14 protein-coding genes are annotated in these 17414 nt (G+C 62.6%); 12 read left to right on the top strand and 2 right to left on the bottom strand.

Annotation, left to right across the window (positions count from 1 at the left end; translation table 11 throughout):
- From WC392_14900 to WC392_14885, 4 genes are all read left to right on the top strand, one after another.
- Positions 1-1642, top strand: a 1642-nt coding sequence (locus WC392_14900) for a hypothetical protein (GenBank protein MFA5243654.1), incomplete at its 5' end; no start/stop codon positions are given.
- A gap of 12 nt (positions 1643-1654) precedes the next feature.
- Positions 1655-2218, top strand: a complete 564-nt coding sequence (locus tag WC392_14895) for a Slp family lipoprotein (protein ID MFA5243653.1) — start codon at positions 1655-1657, stop codon at positions 2216-2218.
- Positions 2219-2257: 39 nt separating this feature from the next.
- Positions 2258-3121, top strand: coding sequence for a neutral zinc metallopeptidase (locus tag WC392_14890; protein MFA5243652.1), 864 nt, complete (start codon positions 2258-2260; stop codon positions 3119-3121).
- Positions 3122-3289: 168 nt separating this feature from the next.
- Complete coding sequence (locus WC392_14885; GenBank protein MFA5243651.1) at positions 3290-3871, top strand: hypothetical protein; 582 nt, start codon at positions 3290-3292, stop codon at positions 3869-3871.
- A 217-nt stretch (positions 3872-4088) separates the two neighbouring features.
- Here WC392_14885 and ycaO read toward each other — a convergent pair whose 3' ends face one another.
- Positions 4089-5810 carry a 30S ribosomal protein S12 methylthiotransferase accessory factor YcaO gene (gene ycaO / locus WC392_14880; GenBank protein ID MFA5243650.1) on the bottom strand — a complete coding sequence of 574 codons (1722 nt, stop codon included), beginning with the start codon at positions 5808-5810 and terminating at the stop codon, positions 4089-4091.
- A 174-nt stretch (positions 5811-5984) separates the two neighbouring features.
- Positions 5985-6686 carry a UPF0149 family protein gene (locus tag WC392_14875; protein ID MFA5243649.1) on the bottom strand — a complete coding sequence of 234 codons (702 nt, stop codon included), beginning with the start codon at positions 6684-6686 and terminating at the stop codon, positions 5985-5987.
- Positions 6687-6830: 144 nt separating this feature from the next.
- On the opposite strand from WC392_14875, the gene WC392_14870 reads away from it, so the two are divergent.
- From WC392_14870 to recQ, 8 genes are all read left to right on the top strand, one after another.
- The gene (locus WC392_14870) at positions 6831-8384 is read left to right on the top strand and encodes a DUF4118 domain-containing protein (GenBank protein MFA5243648.1); all 1554 of its coding nucleotides are present in this window, start codon (positions 6831-6833) and stop codon (positions 8382-8384) included.
- Complete coding sequence (gene kdpE, locus WC392_14865; protein MFA5243647.1) at positions 8381-9070, top strand: two-component system response regulator KdpE; 690 nt, start codon at positions 8381-8383, stop codon at positions 9068-9070. Before WC392_14870 ends, kdpE begins: the two co-directional genes overlap by 4 nt.
- A gap of 14 nt (positions 9071-9084) precedes the next feature.
- Complete coding sequence (locus WC392_14860; GenBank protein MFA5243646.1) at positions 9085-10959, top strand: potassium transporter Kup; 1875 nt, start codon at positions 9085-9087, stop codon at positions 10957-10959.
- Positions 10960-11149: 190 nt separating this feature from the next.
- Entirely contained in the window at positions 11150-11902 is a 753-nt protein-coding gene (gene modA / locus WC392_14855) for a molybdate ABC transporter substrate-binding protein (GenBank protein ID MFA5243645.1), read from the top strand.
- A 3-nt stretch (positions 11903-11905) separates the two neighbouring features.
- Positions 11906-12583 carry a molybdate ABC transporter permease subunit gene (gene modB / locus WC392_14850; protein ID MFA5243644.1) on the top strand — a complete coding sequence of 226 codons (678 nt, stop codon included), beginning with the start codon at positions 11906-11908 and terminating at the stop codon, positions 12581-12583.
- Positions 12580-13656 carry a molybdenum ABC transporter ATP-binding protein gene (gene modC, locus WC392_14845; protein ID MFA5243643.1) on the top strand — a complete coding sequence of 359 codons (1077 nt, stop codon included), beginning with the start codon at positions 12580-12582 and terminating at the stop codon, positions 13654-13656. Before modB ends, modC begins: the two co-directional genes overlap by 4 nt.
- A 235-nt stretch (positions 13657-13891) precedes the next feature.
- A complete protein-coding gene (locus tag WC392_14840) occupies positions 13892-14830 on the top strand; it encodes a DUF808 domain-containing protein (GenBank protein MFA5243642.1) in 939 nt (312 codons plus the stop codon).
- A 239-nt stretch (positions 14831-15069) separates the two neighbouring features.
- Positions 15070-16914 (top strand): DNA helicase RecQ, encoded by a 1845-nt coding sequence (recQ, locus tag WC392_14835; GenBank protein ID MFA5243641.1) that lies wholly within the window; start codon positions 15070-15072, stop codon positions 16912-16914.
- The last annotated feature ends 500 nt before the right edge of the window (positions 16915-17414 follow it).

Raw genomic sequence — 17414 nt, 5'->3', positions numbered from 1 at the left:
GGCACGGGAAGAGGAAGCACGCTTGGCCCGGGAAGAAGCTGAGCGCAAGGCACGGGAAGAAGCTGAACGCGCGGCTCGCGAAGAGGCCGAGCGCAAGGCCAAGGAAGAGGCCGAGCGCAAGGTTCGTGAAGAAGAGGAACGACTCGCGAAAAAAGAAGCCGAGCGTGCCGCCAGGGAAGAGGCGGAACGTCAAGCCCGGGAAGAGGAAGCACGTCTGGCCCGGGAAGAAGCGGCGCGCAAGGAGCGGGAAGAAGCCGAACGCAAGGCAAAAGTAGAAGCCGAGCGCAAGGCCAGGGAAGAGGCAGAGCGGGCGGAAGCGGAGCATGAAGCCCTCATGCTGGCTCCTGAGCCTTTACAGGTTAAGGAAGAAAGGGAAATCCATGTGCCTGAGGAGGCCGAGCCCGGAGAGCGGGCCGCCAAGGCGTTGCGCATGCTCAAATGGGGAGCGGCGGGCGTTCTGGCGCTGCTGGCCGTCGGCTTGACGGCGGTTCATTTCGTCGCGCTTTCTTCCACCCAGAAACGTCTTGAAACGCTTATTAGCGCCAGGCTGGGCGAGCCGGTGAAGATGCAATCCCTGCATATCGCCCTTTTCCCTTCGCCCTATCTCAAGCTCAGGCAGATTGAAATCGGCTCCCAGGGCGGCATTCGTATTGCGGATGCCCGCATCCATGCGGGATGGGGAACCCTGTTTGGCGATGGCCGCCGGGTCGAGCGCATCGAGCTGGAAAAGATCGATCTGGCCGCGGGTGTGCTGGAGAACATTGCCAGCTGGCCCGCAAAGAGCGTGCAGCAGCAGCCCGCCTACCAGATCGGACAGATCACGTTCCAGCGGGCGAACATCGAGACCAGCGAGGGCACCGTGCCCTCATTCAGGGGCGAATTCGGGTTTTCGAACTCGGGGCGGATTGAAAAGGCATGGGTGGGGAGCGAGGATGGTGCGCTGAGAGCGGATTTTGCGCCTGCATCCGATGGCCTTGCCGTGACTGTCAGCGCGCGCGATGTTATCCCCCTGACTTTCCTTCCTGTCCGGATTGATTCGCTGCAGGCTGCGGGAACGGTGAATGGCAGGCAAATCCGCTTTGCTGAACTTGACGGCAGCAGCCACGGCGGGAAAGTGAGCGGATCGATGGTTCTGTCCTGGGATCAGGGCTGGTCGGTAGCGGGGGACGTGCGTATCGTGGGGGCGAACATCGTGCCGTCTTCCACGGCATCCGACAAACTCGCTGTCTCCGGCAAGCTTGATGCGGCGCTTTCCTTCGCACAAAAGGCGGAAATTCCGGAAAACCTTTTCAGGCCTGCGTTACTGACCGGTTCCGCATCGCTGCGGACGGGCAGGGTGGCCGGGTTCGACCTGCCTGCGGCCATCCACTACGATGTCGAAGCGATTTATAGCGCGCACACGGATTTCGATAGCTGGACATTCAAGCTTGAACCGCTGGGCGACAAGCAGGCATACAAGGCGGTGCGCATGACCGGGCCGGATTTGCAAGTCGAGGGGCGGGCCGAAGTTTCCACCAGGGGGGCGATGTCCGGCGCGCTAAAGCTCAAGGTGGAGACCAGGAAAAAGGTGGTTCGCGGCAACTACATACTGGGCGGAACGCTTGAACGCCCGACCATTCGCCGTGCCACGCCGTCAAATTAAGGAAGCACATCGATGAAAAACAGATTAACTCTTTCCTGCCTCCTGGCGGCCATATTCCTTGCCGGTTGCGCCATCACGCCTTTGCCCAGAACGGAAGGCGTTGTTGCGCCGCTGAATCCGGATGAGGCACAGAGAAGCGCGCAAGCCGGGACAAGGGTGCGCTGGGGGGGCTTGATTATTCAAACCACACCCGGCCCGGTACAAACCTGTTTCGAGATTTCCAGCCGGCCACTGGACAGGGAAGGAGAGCCGCTGCTAACCGATGAGACTTTTGGCCGCTTCATGGCTTGCGCCAAGGGGTATTACGAGCCTTCTGTCTACGCTGTCGCTAGGAAACTCACCGTGGTCGGCGAGCTGGCGCCCATCGTGACGGGAAAGGTCGGCGAGCATGAATATCGCTTTCCCATGGTTAAAATCGAAGCGCTGCATCTCTGGCCCCTTGCGCTGCCTGCCAGCCCGCCGGTGCTGATTTACGATCCGTTCTGGGATTTCCGCTACCCGCTGCGTTACCCGGCCCGTAATCCAACGCGCTACCCATCCCCTTACCTGACCCCTTTCCCCATCCCGTTCCGGTAAGCCGGTAAAACAATCTCCTGAAGCCGATGAGGAACAAGCATGCGTCTGGGTAACAATCGCGAAAGTGACAATGTGGAAGACCGCCGCGGAGGGCGTGGCGGGATTGGAGGAGGGCGGCTCGGTATCGGCACCATCGTGCTGGTAATGGTCGCGAGCTACTTTCTCGGAATCGACCCTTCAACATTGCTGGGTTTTGTCTCGCAATCCCCGCTTCAGACCGGGCCATCCGCGCCAGCCCCTCGCCCTCCGGCGGACGATGCAATGGCGCAATTCGTGTCGAAAATCCTGGCCGATACCGAGGTCACCTGGCATGCCGAATTCAGGGCGATGGGCAAGGAATACCAGGAACCAAAACTGGTGCTGTTCACCGCTTCAACACCCACCGCCTGCGGTACCGGCGATGCGGCCATGGGCCCGTTTTACTGCCCGCTGGACCGCAAGGTCTATATCGACCTCGCTTTCTACCGCGACCTCAAGGAACGCTTCCATGCCCCCGGCGAATTTGCCGAGGCTTACGTCATCGCCCACGAGGTCGGCCACCATGTGCAGCATCTGCTAGGCATCGCGGACAAGGTGCGCGCTGCCCAGCAGCGGGCGGGCAGCAAGGCGCAGGTAAACGCCCTGTCGGTACGGCTGGAATTGCAGGCAGACTGCTTTGCCGGCGTGTGGGGCAACCGGGCGGACAGTATGAGAAACATGCTCGAACCCGGCGAAATCGAGCAGGCCCTGACGGCTGCTTCGGCAATCGGCGACGATCGCCTGCAGAAGCAGACCCAGGGCTACGCCGTGCCGGAAACCTTCACCCATGGCTCCTCGCAGCAGCGCGTGCAGTGGTTCAAACGCGGCATGGAGAGCGGCGATCCAAAGCAGTGCAACACCTTCAAGAAGCGGGATTTGTCCTGAAGGCGCGCAAAAACCCGCGCAGACCAGTGAATTAAACCCAAATAATTTATTAAATTGTAGGTCGGGCTTCAGCCCGAAATCTCGGGCTGAAGCCCGACCTACAAACTGTTGATTTCCTTTATGTCAAATCTCTAACGGATAATCTGGGTTAAACCTACAGGCTCTCACATGAAACGCATACCCACCGCTCTGGTAATCACATTTTTCTGTTTCCTGGCCTCAATTGCGAGTGCCGATATTGTCGTTCCCAGACAATTGTTTCCAGGCGGGTTGCTCAACGTGCGTGCCCCAAACGCCGAAGGCTGGGAGATAGTGAGTTCCTCCGAGGCCGGAATGGCTTTTGCCCATCGCGGTGCATATACCAACGAAAATTATGTCGCCCAGGTTTCCCTGTTTGCGCTGCCGGAGACGAAAAATCCTGATGAGTTTGTCGCCCTGATCAAACGCGGCGTCGAGAACGACACGCCAGCCGAGCGCTTCAAATCACTTGAGTCCGGCTACGAATACACCGGGCAGCGCGGCTATCCCTGCGTAAGATTCAAAGGGGTGACCGTAGACACCAAAGCCAAAACATCATCTTTTGGCCAGGAGAGCCTGAAACTGCAAGTCTATTCACTTTATTGCCGCCACCCCAGGCATCAGGAAGTGGGATTCTCCATCGGTTTCTTGCATCGTGGAACTCTCCTTGATGCGGGGCTGGGCGCACTGGCTGAAGAGTTCATTCAAGGCGTGCAGGTTCCGAGGAAATGAGTTAGGAGCCTGTCGGACTTAAAGGAAATCGGCTGCAAATCCGCCTGGGCGGTCCATATTTCGCCACTTTTTTGGTCAATAGAACGACTATTGACCTGCAAAACCGGCAAAATCTGTCCTCACCCAGCCGAATTTTCGCTTCGATTCTTCAAGTCCGACAGGCTCCTAGACCTGTCATTGCGAGCGTAGCGAAGCAATCTCGAAGTGCATTCGTAATTTACCCCGCGCGTGCATGCAGCTTGTCATAGGCCGCCAGCAAGCGCTGGTGCATGTCGCAACCGGCCAGCATCATGCCTGGCGCCTGCACGCCGAAGAAGCGTTCTTCCCGCCCTAGCAGGGCTTCCGCCTGTTGCAGCGCCGCGCTGCCGTAGAGCTGTTGCAGCGCCTGGCGATAGGGCGCGGGGTCGTCGAGCTTGAGCAGGGTTTCGATGCAGGCGTAAACACGGCGGCGCTTGGGATCGAGCTGCTCGAAGTGGCGCACCCAGTCGCAGCCTTCCCTGATCGCATCCTCGTCGCCGCTGGCCAGTGCCAGCAGGGTCTTCAGCTCGCCCACGCGCAGGTCGCTCCAGAAGGAGCCGGCGTCGGCTGCCAGGCCGATCAGGGCGGCGACCGGGCGCTGGTCGGCCAGGCCGAGCTCGTTCAGTGTCTCCAGCAGGTCGGCGCATTCCTCTTCTTCCAGCTCCGGCAGGTGCAGGATAGCTTCGCGGATGTGGTTGCCGACGCTGTTGTTCTCCCATTCCAGATCGTCCACCGGGTAGATTTCCGACATGCCCGGCACGATGATGCGGCAGGCATAGACGCCGAGGTGGGTGAAGTCGGCGATGTAGATGTCGTGGCCCATGGCGTGGATGCGCTCGACCAGCCAGGCGTAGTCCCCGGCGGTGGTGGAGCTGAAATTCCAGTCGCAGAATTCGAAATCCGGCTCCTCGCCGAGGAAGTTCCAGCTGATGATGCCGCTCGAATCGACGAAGTGGATTTCGATGTTGGGTGAGCTGGCGATTTCATCCAGGTCGAAGCCCGGCTCGGGGAAGCCGCCCAGCGCGTCCAGCGCGCGGCCCTGCAGGAGCTCGGTGAGCGCGCGTTCAAGCGCGATCTCGAAGCGCGGGTGGGCGCCGAAGCTGGAGAAGCAGCCCTGGTCCCCGGGGTGCAGCAGGGTCACGTTCATCACCGGGAATTCGCCGCCGAGCGAGGCGTCCTTGACCAGGATGCCGAAACCGGCCGCACGCAGGGCGCGGATGCCGGCCTCGATGCGCGGATAGCGGGCGATGACCTCCTCCGGCACATCCGGCAGGCACAGGCCCTCGCTGATGATGCGGAACTTGACGTGGCGCTCGAAAATCTCCGACAGCGCCTGGGTGCGAGCCTCCGCCGGAGTATTGCCGGCCGACATGCCGTTGCTGACGTAGAGATTGCCGATGATGTTGACCGGGAACCAGATATTCGCCTGGTCGCGCTGGCGCTCGTAGGGCAGGGCGCAGATGCCGCGCCCGACGTTGCCGGAGTTGTGCTCGACCAGGGATTCCGCATCGATACTGTCTTCTGGATCGTAGAACTGGCGCAGCTCCGGCGTCAGCAACTGCTCCGGCCATGCACCCTCTTCGCCGGGCTGGAACCACTGCTCCTGCGGGTAGTGCACGAAGCCGCGCTGGGCGATTTCGGCGCCGAGATAATAGTGCGTCCAGAAGTAGTTGCACGACAGGCGCTCGAAAAACTCGCCCAGCGCGCTTGCCAGCGCCGCCAGCTTCGATGCCCCCTTGCCGTTGGTGAACAGCAGCGGGCAGTCGCGGTCGCGCACATGCACCGACCACACGCCATCCACCGGGTTGAGCCAGGAGCGTTCCTCGACGTGAAAGCCCAGCCCTTGAAGCCGCGCCTGCATGGTGTTGATGGAGGATTCGAGCGAGGCATCCTTGCCCGCGATGAAGCTTTCTGTGTGCATGGTGTGTCCTGTTGGGCGCTACAAAAAATTTTACTGCGGGAAATTCAGTTAACCACGAAGAACACGGAGGGCACGGAGAAAAGCGATTTTGAAAATTTTATGGCACTCCCCTCCCTTGTCGTTCTTTCTCCGTGTTCTCCGTGAACTCCGTGGTTCAAATGCTTCTTTATGGCCTCAATGCACCGTCGGTTCCTTCCCGCAGCACTGCTTGAATTTTTTCCCGCTGCCGCAGGGGCAGGGGTCGTTGCGGCCGACCTTGGGGGCTTCGCGGCGGATCGTCTCGGGCGTGCTGCGTCGCGCCACCCAGAACTGGTGGATTTCGCCGATGGTCGAGGGGAAGGCTTCCTGAGCTTGGGTCATGGCCTTTTTTTCCTCTTTCGCGGAGAGCCAGGGTTCGTTGTGCTTCTCGGCATCTTCCTTGAGCAGGCCGCTGAGCAGGAAGAAGACTTCCATCTTTTCGCTCAGGTCCTCGGCGAATTCGCCCGCCGCATCGAACCAGTTGCTTTCCCCGATCTGCGTGCCGTAAACATAGGCGTCGCACCACGGTACATAGTCCAGTTGTTCATGATTTTCTTCAAAGGCATAGAGAATTAGGTCGAAATCGTCGCCGTTGCTCAGGGCGGTGGCAATGCTGTTGTAGAACTGCATGACCAGATTGGCAACCTGCTGCGCCTGCTCCAGCGATTTGTAGGCGGGCGACTCGCCCAGCGCTTCGTGCATCCACACGCTGGGCGGAACCAGCTCCGGTCCGCTGGCCACCGCGCACAGAAAGCCTTGCAGCGCATCGAGCGACATGGCCTCGTCCTTGAAAATGTCCGAGTCCAGCAGTTCTTCCAGCTGGTCGAGTTCCTGTTCAGTCATGATCGTGGTGTGCATGTGGGTTTCCTTTCCAGGGTGTGCCGGGAGGGGGGGTCGATGAGGGGGAGTTTTTCCCGATCAGGTATTGTACAAAATCTATTCGAATATGGGATGAATGGATTTTTATGCATTTTTTATTTCCAGAAGGGGAGAATCGTTTTCATGTCAGATTTACAAGGCACGGCAAGGATGAATATATTTTCTACTGCGGGTGCTCCTTCCGTGCAGCACGGTTATGGATGGGCGCTGGCTGTTTGCATATTGACGACTTTGTTGGCCACGCCGCTGCTTGGGTACCTCGAACTTTCCAACATCGTCATGCTGTTCCTGCTCACTGTATTGCTGGTGGCGGCGCGCTTCGGACGCGGGCCGGCAGTGCTGGCGTCATTTCTCAGCGTGGCGCTGTTTGACTTTTTCTTCGTTCCGCCACAGCTTTCCTTTACCGTGCACGATGCCCAGTATCTGGTGACTTTTGCTGTCATGCTCACTGTCGCCCTGATAACCGGCCAGCTTGCCGCGGGCTTGCGGCGTGAGGTCAGCGCCGCCTCGCTCAGGGAGCAGCAAACCCGGGCACTGTACGAAATGGCACGCGACCTCGCCGGAGCGCTGACCGTTGGCCAGGTTTCCGATAGCGTGCATGGCTTTCTGGACGTGAACTTCGGTCTCGACACGGTTTTGCTCCTGCCCGACGCGGAAGAAAATCTCAATCCGGCGGCGTCTCCAGCTGCCGGACTCAGGATTGAACGGCAGTTCGCCAAGATCGCCTTTGACCGGGGGGAGCCTGTTGAGGATTACACGCTTTCCGGCTACGGCTATGGAGCGGGCTACTTTCCCCTCAAGGCGGCGATGAAGGTGCGCGGTGTGGTTGTGTTTGCCCCGGGCGAGCGCAACCCCGAAGCGGTACGTGAGCAGAAACCGTTGCTGGCGACAGTTTCGTCGCTCGTCGCTATTGCCGTGGAGCGCCTGCATTATGCCGAGGCGGCCCATGCCACCCAAGTCCAGATCGTTTCCGAGCGTCTGCGCAGCTCTATCCTGTCGGCTCTCTCACACGATCTGCGCACTCCGCTCACCGCCCTGGTGGGGCTGGCCGATGGGCTGGTTATGAGCCGCACACCGCTGCCTGCCGATGCCCTGGAGTCGGCCGAGGCGATCCGGGAACAGGCGCTGCGACTTTCCGGTCTGGTCGGTAATCTGCTCGACATGGCACGTCTCCATGCCGGCCGCGTGACTTTGCGCAAGGAATGGCAACTGATCGAGGAGGTGATCGGCGCCAGCATCCAGTTGCTGCGGCACAGCCTGGCGCAGCACCCGGTCACGGTCGTGCTGCCCCCGGATATGCCCTTGGTCGAGTTCGACTCAGTGTTGATGGAACGGGTGTTCTGCAACCTGCTGGAAAATGCCGCCAAGTACGCGCCTGGCGGCACGCCGATCGAAATTTCGGCGCGCATGGTGGAGGGTGGGGCCGAAGTCTCGGTGTGTGATCACGGCCCGGGCTTTCCCCCGGAAAAATACGACGCGCTGTTCGAGATGTTCGCGCGCGGCATGCCCGAATCGGCCACGCCCGGCGTGGGCCTCGGCCTGGCGATCTGCCGCACCATCGTCGAGGCCCACGGCGGAGCTATCCGCGCCGCGAACCGGCCGCAGGGCGGCGCCTGTATCAGCTTTATCCTGCCCAGCGGCGTGCCGCCCGTGATCGAGGAGGAGAGCGTCGCATGAATGAGCTTTCTCCCGCCGTTGTCGTCGTCGAGGACGAGAAGCAGATCCGCCGCTTCGTGCGTGCCGCCCTGGAAAACGAAGGCTGCCGCGTGTTCGAGGCGGAAAACGGCAAGCAGGGCCTGGTCGAGGCCGGTACGCGCAAGCCCGATCTGCTTATTCTTGATCTCGGCCTGCCCGACTTCGATGGCGTCGAATTCATCCGCGAACTGCGCGTCTGGTCGGCGGTGCCGGTGCTGATCCTGTCGGCGCGCTCCACCGAGAATGACAAGATCCTCGCCCTCGACGCCGGGGCGGATGATTACCTGACCAAGCCCTTCGGCGTCGGCGAGATGCTGGCGCGGGTGCGCGCCCTGCTGCGGCGCCAGGGCATGGGCGGCGAGGCCGGCCCGGCGATTTGCTTCGACGGTATCGAGGTCGACCTTGTCCGGCGCACGGTGACGCGCCATGGCGAAGCGGTGCGCCTGACGCAAATCGAATATCGCCTGCTCGCCCTGCTCATCGCCAACACCGGCAAGGTCCTGACCCATCGCCACCTGCTGCGCGAGGTGTGGGGTCCATCCTATGTCGAGAGCAACCATTACCTGCGCATCTATGTCGGCCACCTACGCCAGAAGCTGGAAGCGGACCCGGCGCAGCCGCGCCATATCCTGACCGAAACCGGGGTGGGTTACCGGTTCCAGATATAAACAACGGAGCAATCATGAACAATCCACACGAATCCAAACGTCTTGCGCCCCTCGCCCTGGCCGCGCTGGGCGTGGTGTACGGCGACATCGGCACGAGCCCGTTGTACGCACTCAAGGAAGTCTTCGCCGGCGTGCATGCGGTGCCGATTACGCCCGGCAACATTCTCGGCATTCTTTCCCTGGTGGTGTGGTCGCTGGTGATCGTGGTTTCGATCAAATATGTGGTCTTCGTCATGCGCGCCGACAACAAGGGCGAGGGCGGCATCATGGCGCTGATGGCACTGGCCCTGCGCAAGGCGGAGGGGCGTCACGGGCCTGCGGCGATCATGCTGGCGGGTATCGCCGGAGCGGCGCTTTTTTACGGCGATGGCGTGATCACGCCAGCGATTTCGGTGCTGTCTGCGGTAGAGGGGCTGGAAGTGGCAACCCCGGCGCTCAAGCCCTATGTCATCCCGATCACTCTCGGGGTGCTGGCCGGGCTGTTCTTCTTTCAGCGCAAGGGCACGGCCAGCATTGGCAGTCTGTTCGGGCCGGTGGTGTGCGTCTGGTTCGGTGTCCTGGCTCTGCTCGGCATGGTCAACATTATGCATGACCCAAGCGTGCTCAAGGCCTTGAGTCCGGTCTATGCGCTGGGGTTTTTCGCGGCGGATTTCAAACTGGGCTTCCTCGCCCTGGGTGGGGTTTTTTTGGTGGTGACCGGGGGTGAGGCGCTGTATGCCGACATGGGGCATTTCGGGCGCAAGCCGGTCCAGCTTGCCTGGTTTGCCCTGGTCTTGCCGGCATTGCTGCTCAACTACTTCGGCCAGGGCGCGCTGCTGATCCATGATCCGGCTGCGATCCGCAATCCTTTCTATCTTCTGGCGCCTGAGTGGGCGCTGTATCCCCTGGTGGGTCTCGCCACGGCGGCCACGGTGATCGCCTCTCAGGCGGTGATTTCCGGCGCCTTCTCCATTACGCGCGAGGCGATCCAGCTTGGTTATGCGCCGCGCATGGAGGTACAGCACACCTCCGAGCAGCGGATCGGCCAGATCTACATGCCCGCCATCAATTGGGCGCTGTTTGCGGCGGTGGTCGCGCTGGTGCTGGGTTTCCGCAGTTCCACCAGCCTGGCGGCGGCTTACGGCATCGCCGTGACCGGAACCATGGTGGTTACCACTAGCCTGGCCTTCATCGTGGTGCGCCGCATCTGGGGTTGGGGATGGCTCAAGAGCACGCTGCTGATCGCGTTTTTCCTCGCCATCGATCTCGTCTTCTTTGCCGCCAACGCCATCAAGATCGAAGACGGCGGCTGGTTCCCGCTGGTATTCGGCCTTTGCGTGTTCATGCTGATGAGCACCTGGAAGCGTGGCCGCGAATTGCTGCATAAGCGCATGGCGAGCGAGGCCATCGCGCTCGATCTTTTCATCCAGGGGCTGGATTCCGAGTCGGTGACGCGCGTGCCGGGCACGGCGGTGTTCCTCTCCGGCAACCCCGACGCAGTGCCTCACGCCCTGCTGCACAACCTCAAGCACAACATGGTGCTGCACCAGCGCGTGGCGGTGGTGACCGTGCGCATGGAGGGTGTGCCTCATGTCCCGCCAACCGAACAGATCGAGGCCGAGTCTCTTGCCAACGGCTTTTATCGCATCGTTGTCCACTACGGCTTCAAGGACGAGCCCGATATCCCCAATGCACTGGAGCGTTGCGCGTCATTCGGCATTTCCTTTGATGCCATGGCAACCTCATTTTTCCTTGGACGCGAGACCCTGATTCCGAAACTCGGATCGGAAATGCCGCTGTGGCGTGAGAAGCTATTTATTTCCCTGTTCCGCAACGCTGGCAGCGCGGCCAGCTACTTCAAGATTCCGCCTAACCGGGTGGTCGAGCTGGGGACGCAGGTCGTGCTGTGAAGCGCGTATTGGCGCGCGGCCCGACGTTCGCCGCGATCAATGTTTGACTTGTTCAGGGGTTCCTTTACGTTCGACCCTGGCATTGCACAAAATCTGCCGCTGCGGATGTCTGATAAATTTGAGTTATGATCGTTTCATTGTATAAACATTTTTTGTTTCGGCGCGGTTTGATCTTCCTGAAGTATCCATCTTGAAACTCCTGAAATTTAGTCTTTTCGCCCTGGCCTGGCTGCTTGCCTTCTCCGCCGCTGCCGATACCGTGCAGGTGGCGGTGGCCTCCAATTTCAGCCAGCCCATGGCGCGCATTGCCGCCGCTTTCCAGCGCGATACGGGGCATCAGTTGCTGCTCTCGTCGGGATCGAGCGGCAAGTTCTACGCCCAGATTGCCAGCGGTGCGCCGTTCGAGGTTTTTCTTTCCGCCGATGACGAGATTCCTCTAAGGCTGGAAAAGGAAGGCCATGCCGTAGCCGGTTCGCGCACGACTTACGCCATCGGCAAGCTGGTGCTGTGGTCGCCCCGGCCGGGCTATGTCGATGACAAGGGCGAGGTGTTGCGCGGCGGCGGCTTTACCCGCCTGGCCGTCGCCAATCCCAAAACGGCGCCTTATGGCGCTGCCGCGCGCGAACTGATGGAGCGGCAGGGCTTGCGACAGACGCTCCAGCCCAGGCTGGTGCAGGGCGAAAGCATTGCCCAGGCCTACCAATTCGTCGCCAGCGGCAACGCCGAGCTGGGCTTTGTCGCGCTGTCGCAGGTCAGGAACGAGAGCGGTGAAATCCGCGGTTCGTTGTGGCTGGTGCCGCAGGCGCTTTACACGCCGATCCGCCAGGATGCGGTGCTGCTGGCCAAAGGCCGGGGCAAGGCCGCCGCCGGGCAGTTCATGGCTTATCTCGGGAGCCCGAAGGCCGCCGCCATTATCCAGTCCTTCGGTTACGAGCTGCCCTGATCCATGCCCCTTTTCGATCCCGCCCCGATCTGGCTCACGCTCAAGCTGGCTTCCGTCACCACCCTGGTGCTGCTGCTGATCGGCACGCCGCTGGCCTGGTGGCTGGCGCGCACCACTTCCTGGCTCAAGGGGCCGCTGGCGGCGGTGGTGGCGCTGCCGCTGGTGCTGCCGCCGACGGTGATCGGTTTCTACCTGCTGGTCGCGCTCGGCCCCGAGGGGCCGCTCGGGCAGTTCACGCTCATGCTGGGCTGGGGGACGCTGCCGTTCACTTTCCCCGGCCTGGTGCTGGGCTCGGTGGTGTATTCCCTGCCTTTCGTGGTGCAGCCGCTACAGAATGCCTTCGAGGCGATCGGCGAGCGGCCGCTGGAAGCCGCGGCCACCCTGCGCGCCGGGCCGCTCGACCGCTTCTTCAGCGTGGTGCTGCCGCTGGCGAAACCCGGTTTTCTGACTGCCGCGATTCTCGGTTTTGCCCATACCGTGGGTGAATTCGGCGTGGTGCTGATGATAGGCGGCAACATCCCCGGCGTGAGCCGGGTGCTGTCGGTGGCGATCTACGACCATGTGGAAGCCATGGAATACGGCCAGGCGCACTGGCTGGCCGGCGGGCTGCTGCTGTTTTCCTTCCTGGTGCTGCTCGCTCTGTATGCTTTCCGGCCCAATGGCCAGGGGAGGGCAGGGTGAGCGGCATTGAAGCCCGATTTTCCCTGCCGCTGGGCAGTTTCGGCCTGGAGGCCGAATTCGCGGCGCCGGCCAGGGGCATCACCGGCCTGATCGGGCCTTCCGGTTCGGGCAAGACCTCGCTGCTGCGCTGCGTGGCGGGGCTGGAGGCGAAAGCGGCCGGGCAGCTCACGGTCAACGGCGAATGCTGGCAGGACAGCGCGCGCGGCCTGTTCCTGCCGCCTCACCGGCGCGCGGTGGGCTATGTTTTTCAGGATGCCGCCCTGTTTCCGCATCTGGGCGTGCGCGGCAACCTGGAATATGGCTGGAAACGTGTGCCGCCGCAGGAGCGGCGCCAGGATTTCGAGCAGGTGGTCGAGCTGCTGGGCATCGGCCCGCTGCTGGACAGAAAACCGGCGCGCCTGTCGGGCGGCGAGCGCCAGCGCGTGGCCATGGGCCGCGCCCTGCTGGCCGCGCCGCGCCTGCTGCTGATGGACGAGCCGCTGGCGGCGCTGGATCAGGCCAGCAAGAGCGAGATCCTGCCCTATCTGGAACGCCTGCATCGGGAGCTGGCTATCCCGGTGCTCTACGTCAGCCATTCGCCCGACGAAGTGGCGCGCCTGGCCGACCACCTGGTGCTGCTGGAACAGGGCAGGGTGGTCGCCAGCGGCGAGCTGCACGAAATGCTGGCGCGCCTGGACTTGTCCCTGAGCCACGGCGAACAGGCCGGGGTGGTGGTGGATACCGTGGTGGGCGGCCACGACGAGCCCTATCACCTGAGCTGGCTGGACTTTCCCGGCGGGCGCTTTGCCGTGCCGCGCGTCGCCTGCCCGCCCGGCCAGCCCAAGCGCCTGCGCGTGCATGCGCGCGACGTGAGCCTGAGCCTGGAACGCCACAGCGGCACCAGCATCCTGAACATTTTTCCGGTCACGGTGACGGCCATCGCCGAAGATTCCCCAGCCAAGCTGCTGGTGCGCCTGGATGCCGCCGGAACCCCGCTGCTGGCCGGTATTACGAAAAAATCCGGCGCCCTGCTCGGCCTCGAACCGGGCATGTCTCTTTATGCCCAGGTCAAATCCGTGGCCCTGCTCGACTGAAACCATAAACCTAAAAACCTCAGTTCGGTAACCACGGAGGGCACGGAGAACACGGAGAAGCGGGGTAGGCAGGGATGGGCGACTTGTCGCCCAACTCGCAAAGGCAGTTTGCGGAAATTTATGGTCTCCCCCAAGGGGTGAATGGCAAATATCATGCTATCTATTGTTTTTACTCCGTGTTCTCCGTGAACTCCGTGGTTAACTGCTTTTTATAGGATAAACAGGAAGGAAACCCATGGCCGGAGCCAGCCTTTTAGCCCTGCTCGACGACATCGCCGCCATCCTCGACGACGTGGCGCTCATGACCAAGGTCGCGGGCCAGAAAACCGCCGGGGTGCTGGGCGATGACCTGGCGTTGAACGCCCAGCAGGTGGCCGGCGTCCAGGCCGACCGTGAATTGCCGGTGGTGTGGGCAGTGGCCAAAGGATCTTTCAGAAACAAGCTGATCCTGGTGCCAGCCGCGCTGGCCATCAGCGCCTTCGTACCCTGGGCAGTGACGCCGCTGCTGATGTTGGGTGGGGCATTCCTGTGCTACGAGGGCTTCGAAAAGCTGGCGCACAAGCTGATGCACGGCAAGCCGGAAGACGCCGCACATCACGAGGGCCTGGTGGGGGCCTTGAGCAATCCCGCCGTGGACATGGTCGCCTTCGAGAAGGAAAAAATCGAGGGCGCCATCCGCACCGACTTCATTCTCTCCGCCGAAATCATCACCATCACGCTGGGGACGGTGGCAAACGCTTCATTTGCGCTGCAATTGTCGGTGCTGGCGGGGATCGCGGTCATCATGACGGTCGGCGTTTACGGCCTGGTGGCCGGGATCGTCAAGCTCGACGACGCCGGCCTCTATCTCAGCCAGAAGCCCGGCATCCGGCGCGGCATCGGCGCCGCCATTCTGCGCCTGGCCCCTTACCTGATGAAAGGGCTCGCCATCGTCGGCACCGCCGCCATGTTCCTGGTGGGCGGCGGCATCCTGGTTCACGGCATGCCCGGCGGGCACGAACTGGTTCATTCAGTGGCACACAGTGTCAGTGGCATCCCCGGTATTGGCGGGGTACTGGAAGCCGCAGTCCCGCTGCTGCTGGATGCCGTGGCAGGGATTGCGGCGGGAGCGGTAGTGCTTGCCAGCGTTACGATTGGCGCGCGCGTCTGGCGGGCGGTCGGGGAGCAGGGGTAATACCCCCTCTCTCCCATTTTCCCCTCTCCCCCGGCCCCTCTCCCGCAAGGGGCGAGGGGAGTTGAAGCCCCTCCGGCTGCCACCATCGTCCGCGCAAGGTGAGGGGAGCTGAAGCCCCTCCCCCCACGCGGGGGAGGGGTTGGGGAGAGGGGGCGAATGGGGAGAGGGGGGGCAAGCTCGCTTGCCATGAGCCCGGATAAAGTGGAGCGGGTATTTTTCCCCGCGGTACAATAGCGCCCATGCCTGCACACTCCACCCAGCAAATCCTCCACGACGTTTTTGGCTACGATACCTTCCGCGGCGAGCAGCAGGCCATCGTCGAGCATGTCGCGGGCGGCGGCGACGCCCTGGTGCTGATGCCCACCGGCGGCGGCAAGTCGCTGTGTTACCAGATTCCTTCCCTGTTGCGGCGCGGCGTCGGCATCGTTGTGTCGCCGCTGATCGCCCTGATGCAGGACCAGGTCGACGCCCTGCGCCAGCTCGGCGTCAAAGCCGCCTTCTACAATTCCAGCCTGTCTGCCGAAGCGGCGCGCGAGGTGTTCATCGCGCTGGTGCGTGGCGAACTGGACATGCTCTACGTGGCGCCGGAACGGCTGCTGCTGGCGAATTTCCTCAATACCCTGGAACAGGTGCAGGATGGGCCGGGACTGGCGCTGTTCGCCATCGACGAGGCGCATTGCGTGTCGCAGTGGGGCCACGATTTCCGCCCCGAGTACCGCGCCCTGACGGTATTGCACGAGCGCTTCCCCGCGGTGCCGCGCATCGCGCTCACCGCCACGGCGGACGCGCCCACCCGGCGCGAGATCGTGGAACGCCTGAACCTCGAAGCCGCGCGCCAGTTCGTTTCCAGCTTCGACCGCCCCAACATCCGCTACCGCGTGACACACAAGAACAATGCGCGCCAGCAGTTGCAGGCCTTCCTCGAAGCCGAGCATGCCAACGACGCCGGCATCGTCTACTGCCTGTCGCGCAAGAAAGTCGAGGAAACCGCCGCCTGGCTCAAGGAAAAAGGCTGGGACGCGCTGCCCTACCACGCCGGGCTCGACGCCGCCACGCGTAACGCGAACCAAAGAAGATTCCTGCGCGAGGAGGGGGTGATCATGGTGGCCACGGTGGCCTTCGGCATGGGCATCGACAAGCCCAACGTGCGCTTCGTCGCCCACCTCGACCTGCCCAAGAGCATGGAGGGCTACTACCAGGAAACCGGCCGCGCCGGGCGCGACGGCCTGCCCGCCAACGCATGGATGGCCTACGGCCTGGGCGACGTGGTGTCGATGCGCCAGATGCTCGATTCCGGCGACGCGCCAGAGGAGCGCAAGCGAGTGGAGCGGCAGAAACTCGACGCCCTGCTGGGCTTCTGCGAATCCACCGCCTGCCGCCACCAGACCCTCCTGCGCTACTTCGGCGAGGAGCATCCGGGCGATTGCGCCCAGTGCGACAACTGCCTCGAACCGGTAGACAACTGGGACGCCACCGAGGCCGCGCGCATGGCGCTCTCCTGCGTCTACCGCACCGGCCAGCGCTTCGGCGTGGTCCACCTGATCGACGTGCTGCTGGGCAAGGCCAGCGCAAAAGTCGAGCAATTCAATCATCATCAGCTCAGCACCTTCGGCATCGGCCAGTCGCTCAACCAGGCGCAGTGGAGCAGCGTGTTCCGCCAGCTGGTTGCGGGCGGGCTGCTGGAAGCCGACATGGAAGCCTACGGCGGCCTGAAACTCACCGAAGACGCCCGCCCGGTGCTGCGCGGCGAGCGCGAAGTGTGGCTGCGGCGCGATGCCGAGCCGGTCAAAAAGAGCCGCGCCAGCAAGGCCGAACGCGGCGCCCGCGCCCGCGAAGCCTTCGCCGGCGCCAACGAAGACCCGCTGTGGCTCGCTCTCAAGGCCAGGCGCACCGAGCTGGCGCGCGAGCAGGGCGTGCCGCCCTATGTCATCTTCCACGACAGCACCCTCCTGGAAATCCTCAACCGCCGCCCCGCCAGCCTCACCGAGATGGGCCAGATCAGCGGCGTGGGGCAGGCCAAGCTGGCAAGGTACGGGGATGAGTTTTTGCAGGTGCTGGAGGATGCGGGAGATGGTGCGGGGTAAATTCCACTTCAGTACTTGGAATGTGCTTCGCGGATGTTTGATTGCCGGGGCCGCCCGGCAGCGGGTTTCTTTCTTTTGCTTGCCCAAAAGAAAGAAACCAAAGAAAAGGGCCCCCCGCTGCGCCGCCCTGCGGGTTCCTTCGGTTTGTCAGGCGAATTGGGCGTCTGCGCAACTCGCCCTAGCAGGGCACACAAGACGTGCCCTGCCGCGGAGCTCAAACAGGGCGCAGCCGACATCCCCCAATTCTCCTGTCAACCCGAAGCGGCGCAGAGGGGAAGTTGGGTGGTGTTTCCACGCTCGGCGCCGACAAAAAGGCTGTTCACTTCAACTTGGCCGAAGACCAGACGGTCGTGCCGCGACAAACTCCCCTCGGTCCACCGCCGAGCAGCACAGGCAAGCCGGGGGCAGTCGGCGAGCACTGTCTGAGCGCGTAGCGCGAGTTGCGCAGCCGCCCGGCTTGACGAGCAGCGCAGGGAACCCCCGAAGGGGGCGGTGGATGG

Origin of the sequence: Sulfuricella sp., from assembly GCA_041651995.1 — a bacterium.
In the GTDB taxonomy this organism is placed as follows: domain Bacteria; phylum Pseudomonadota; class Gammaproteobacteria; order Burkholderiales; family Sulfuricellaceae; genus Sulfurimicrobium.
Note: the sequence above shows the minus strand (reverse complement) of the source record. Positions and strands in the feature narration are given on the sequence as shown.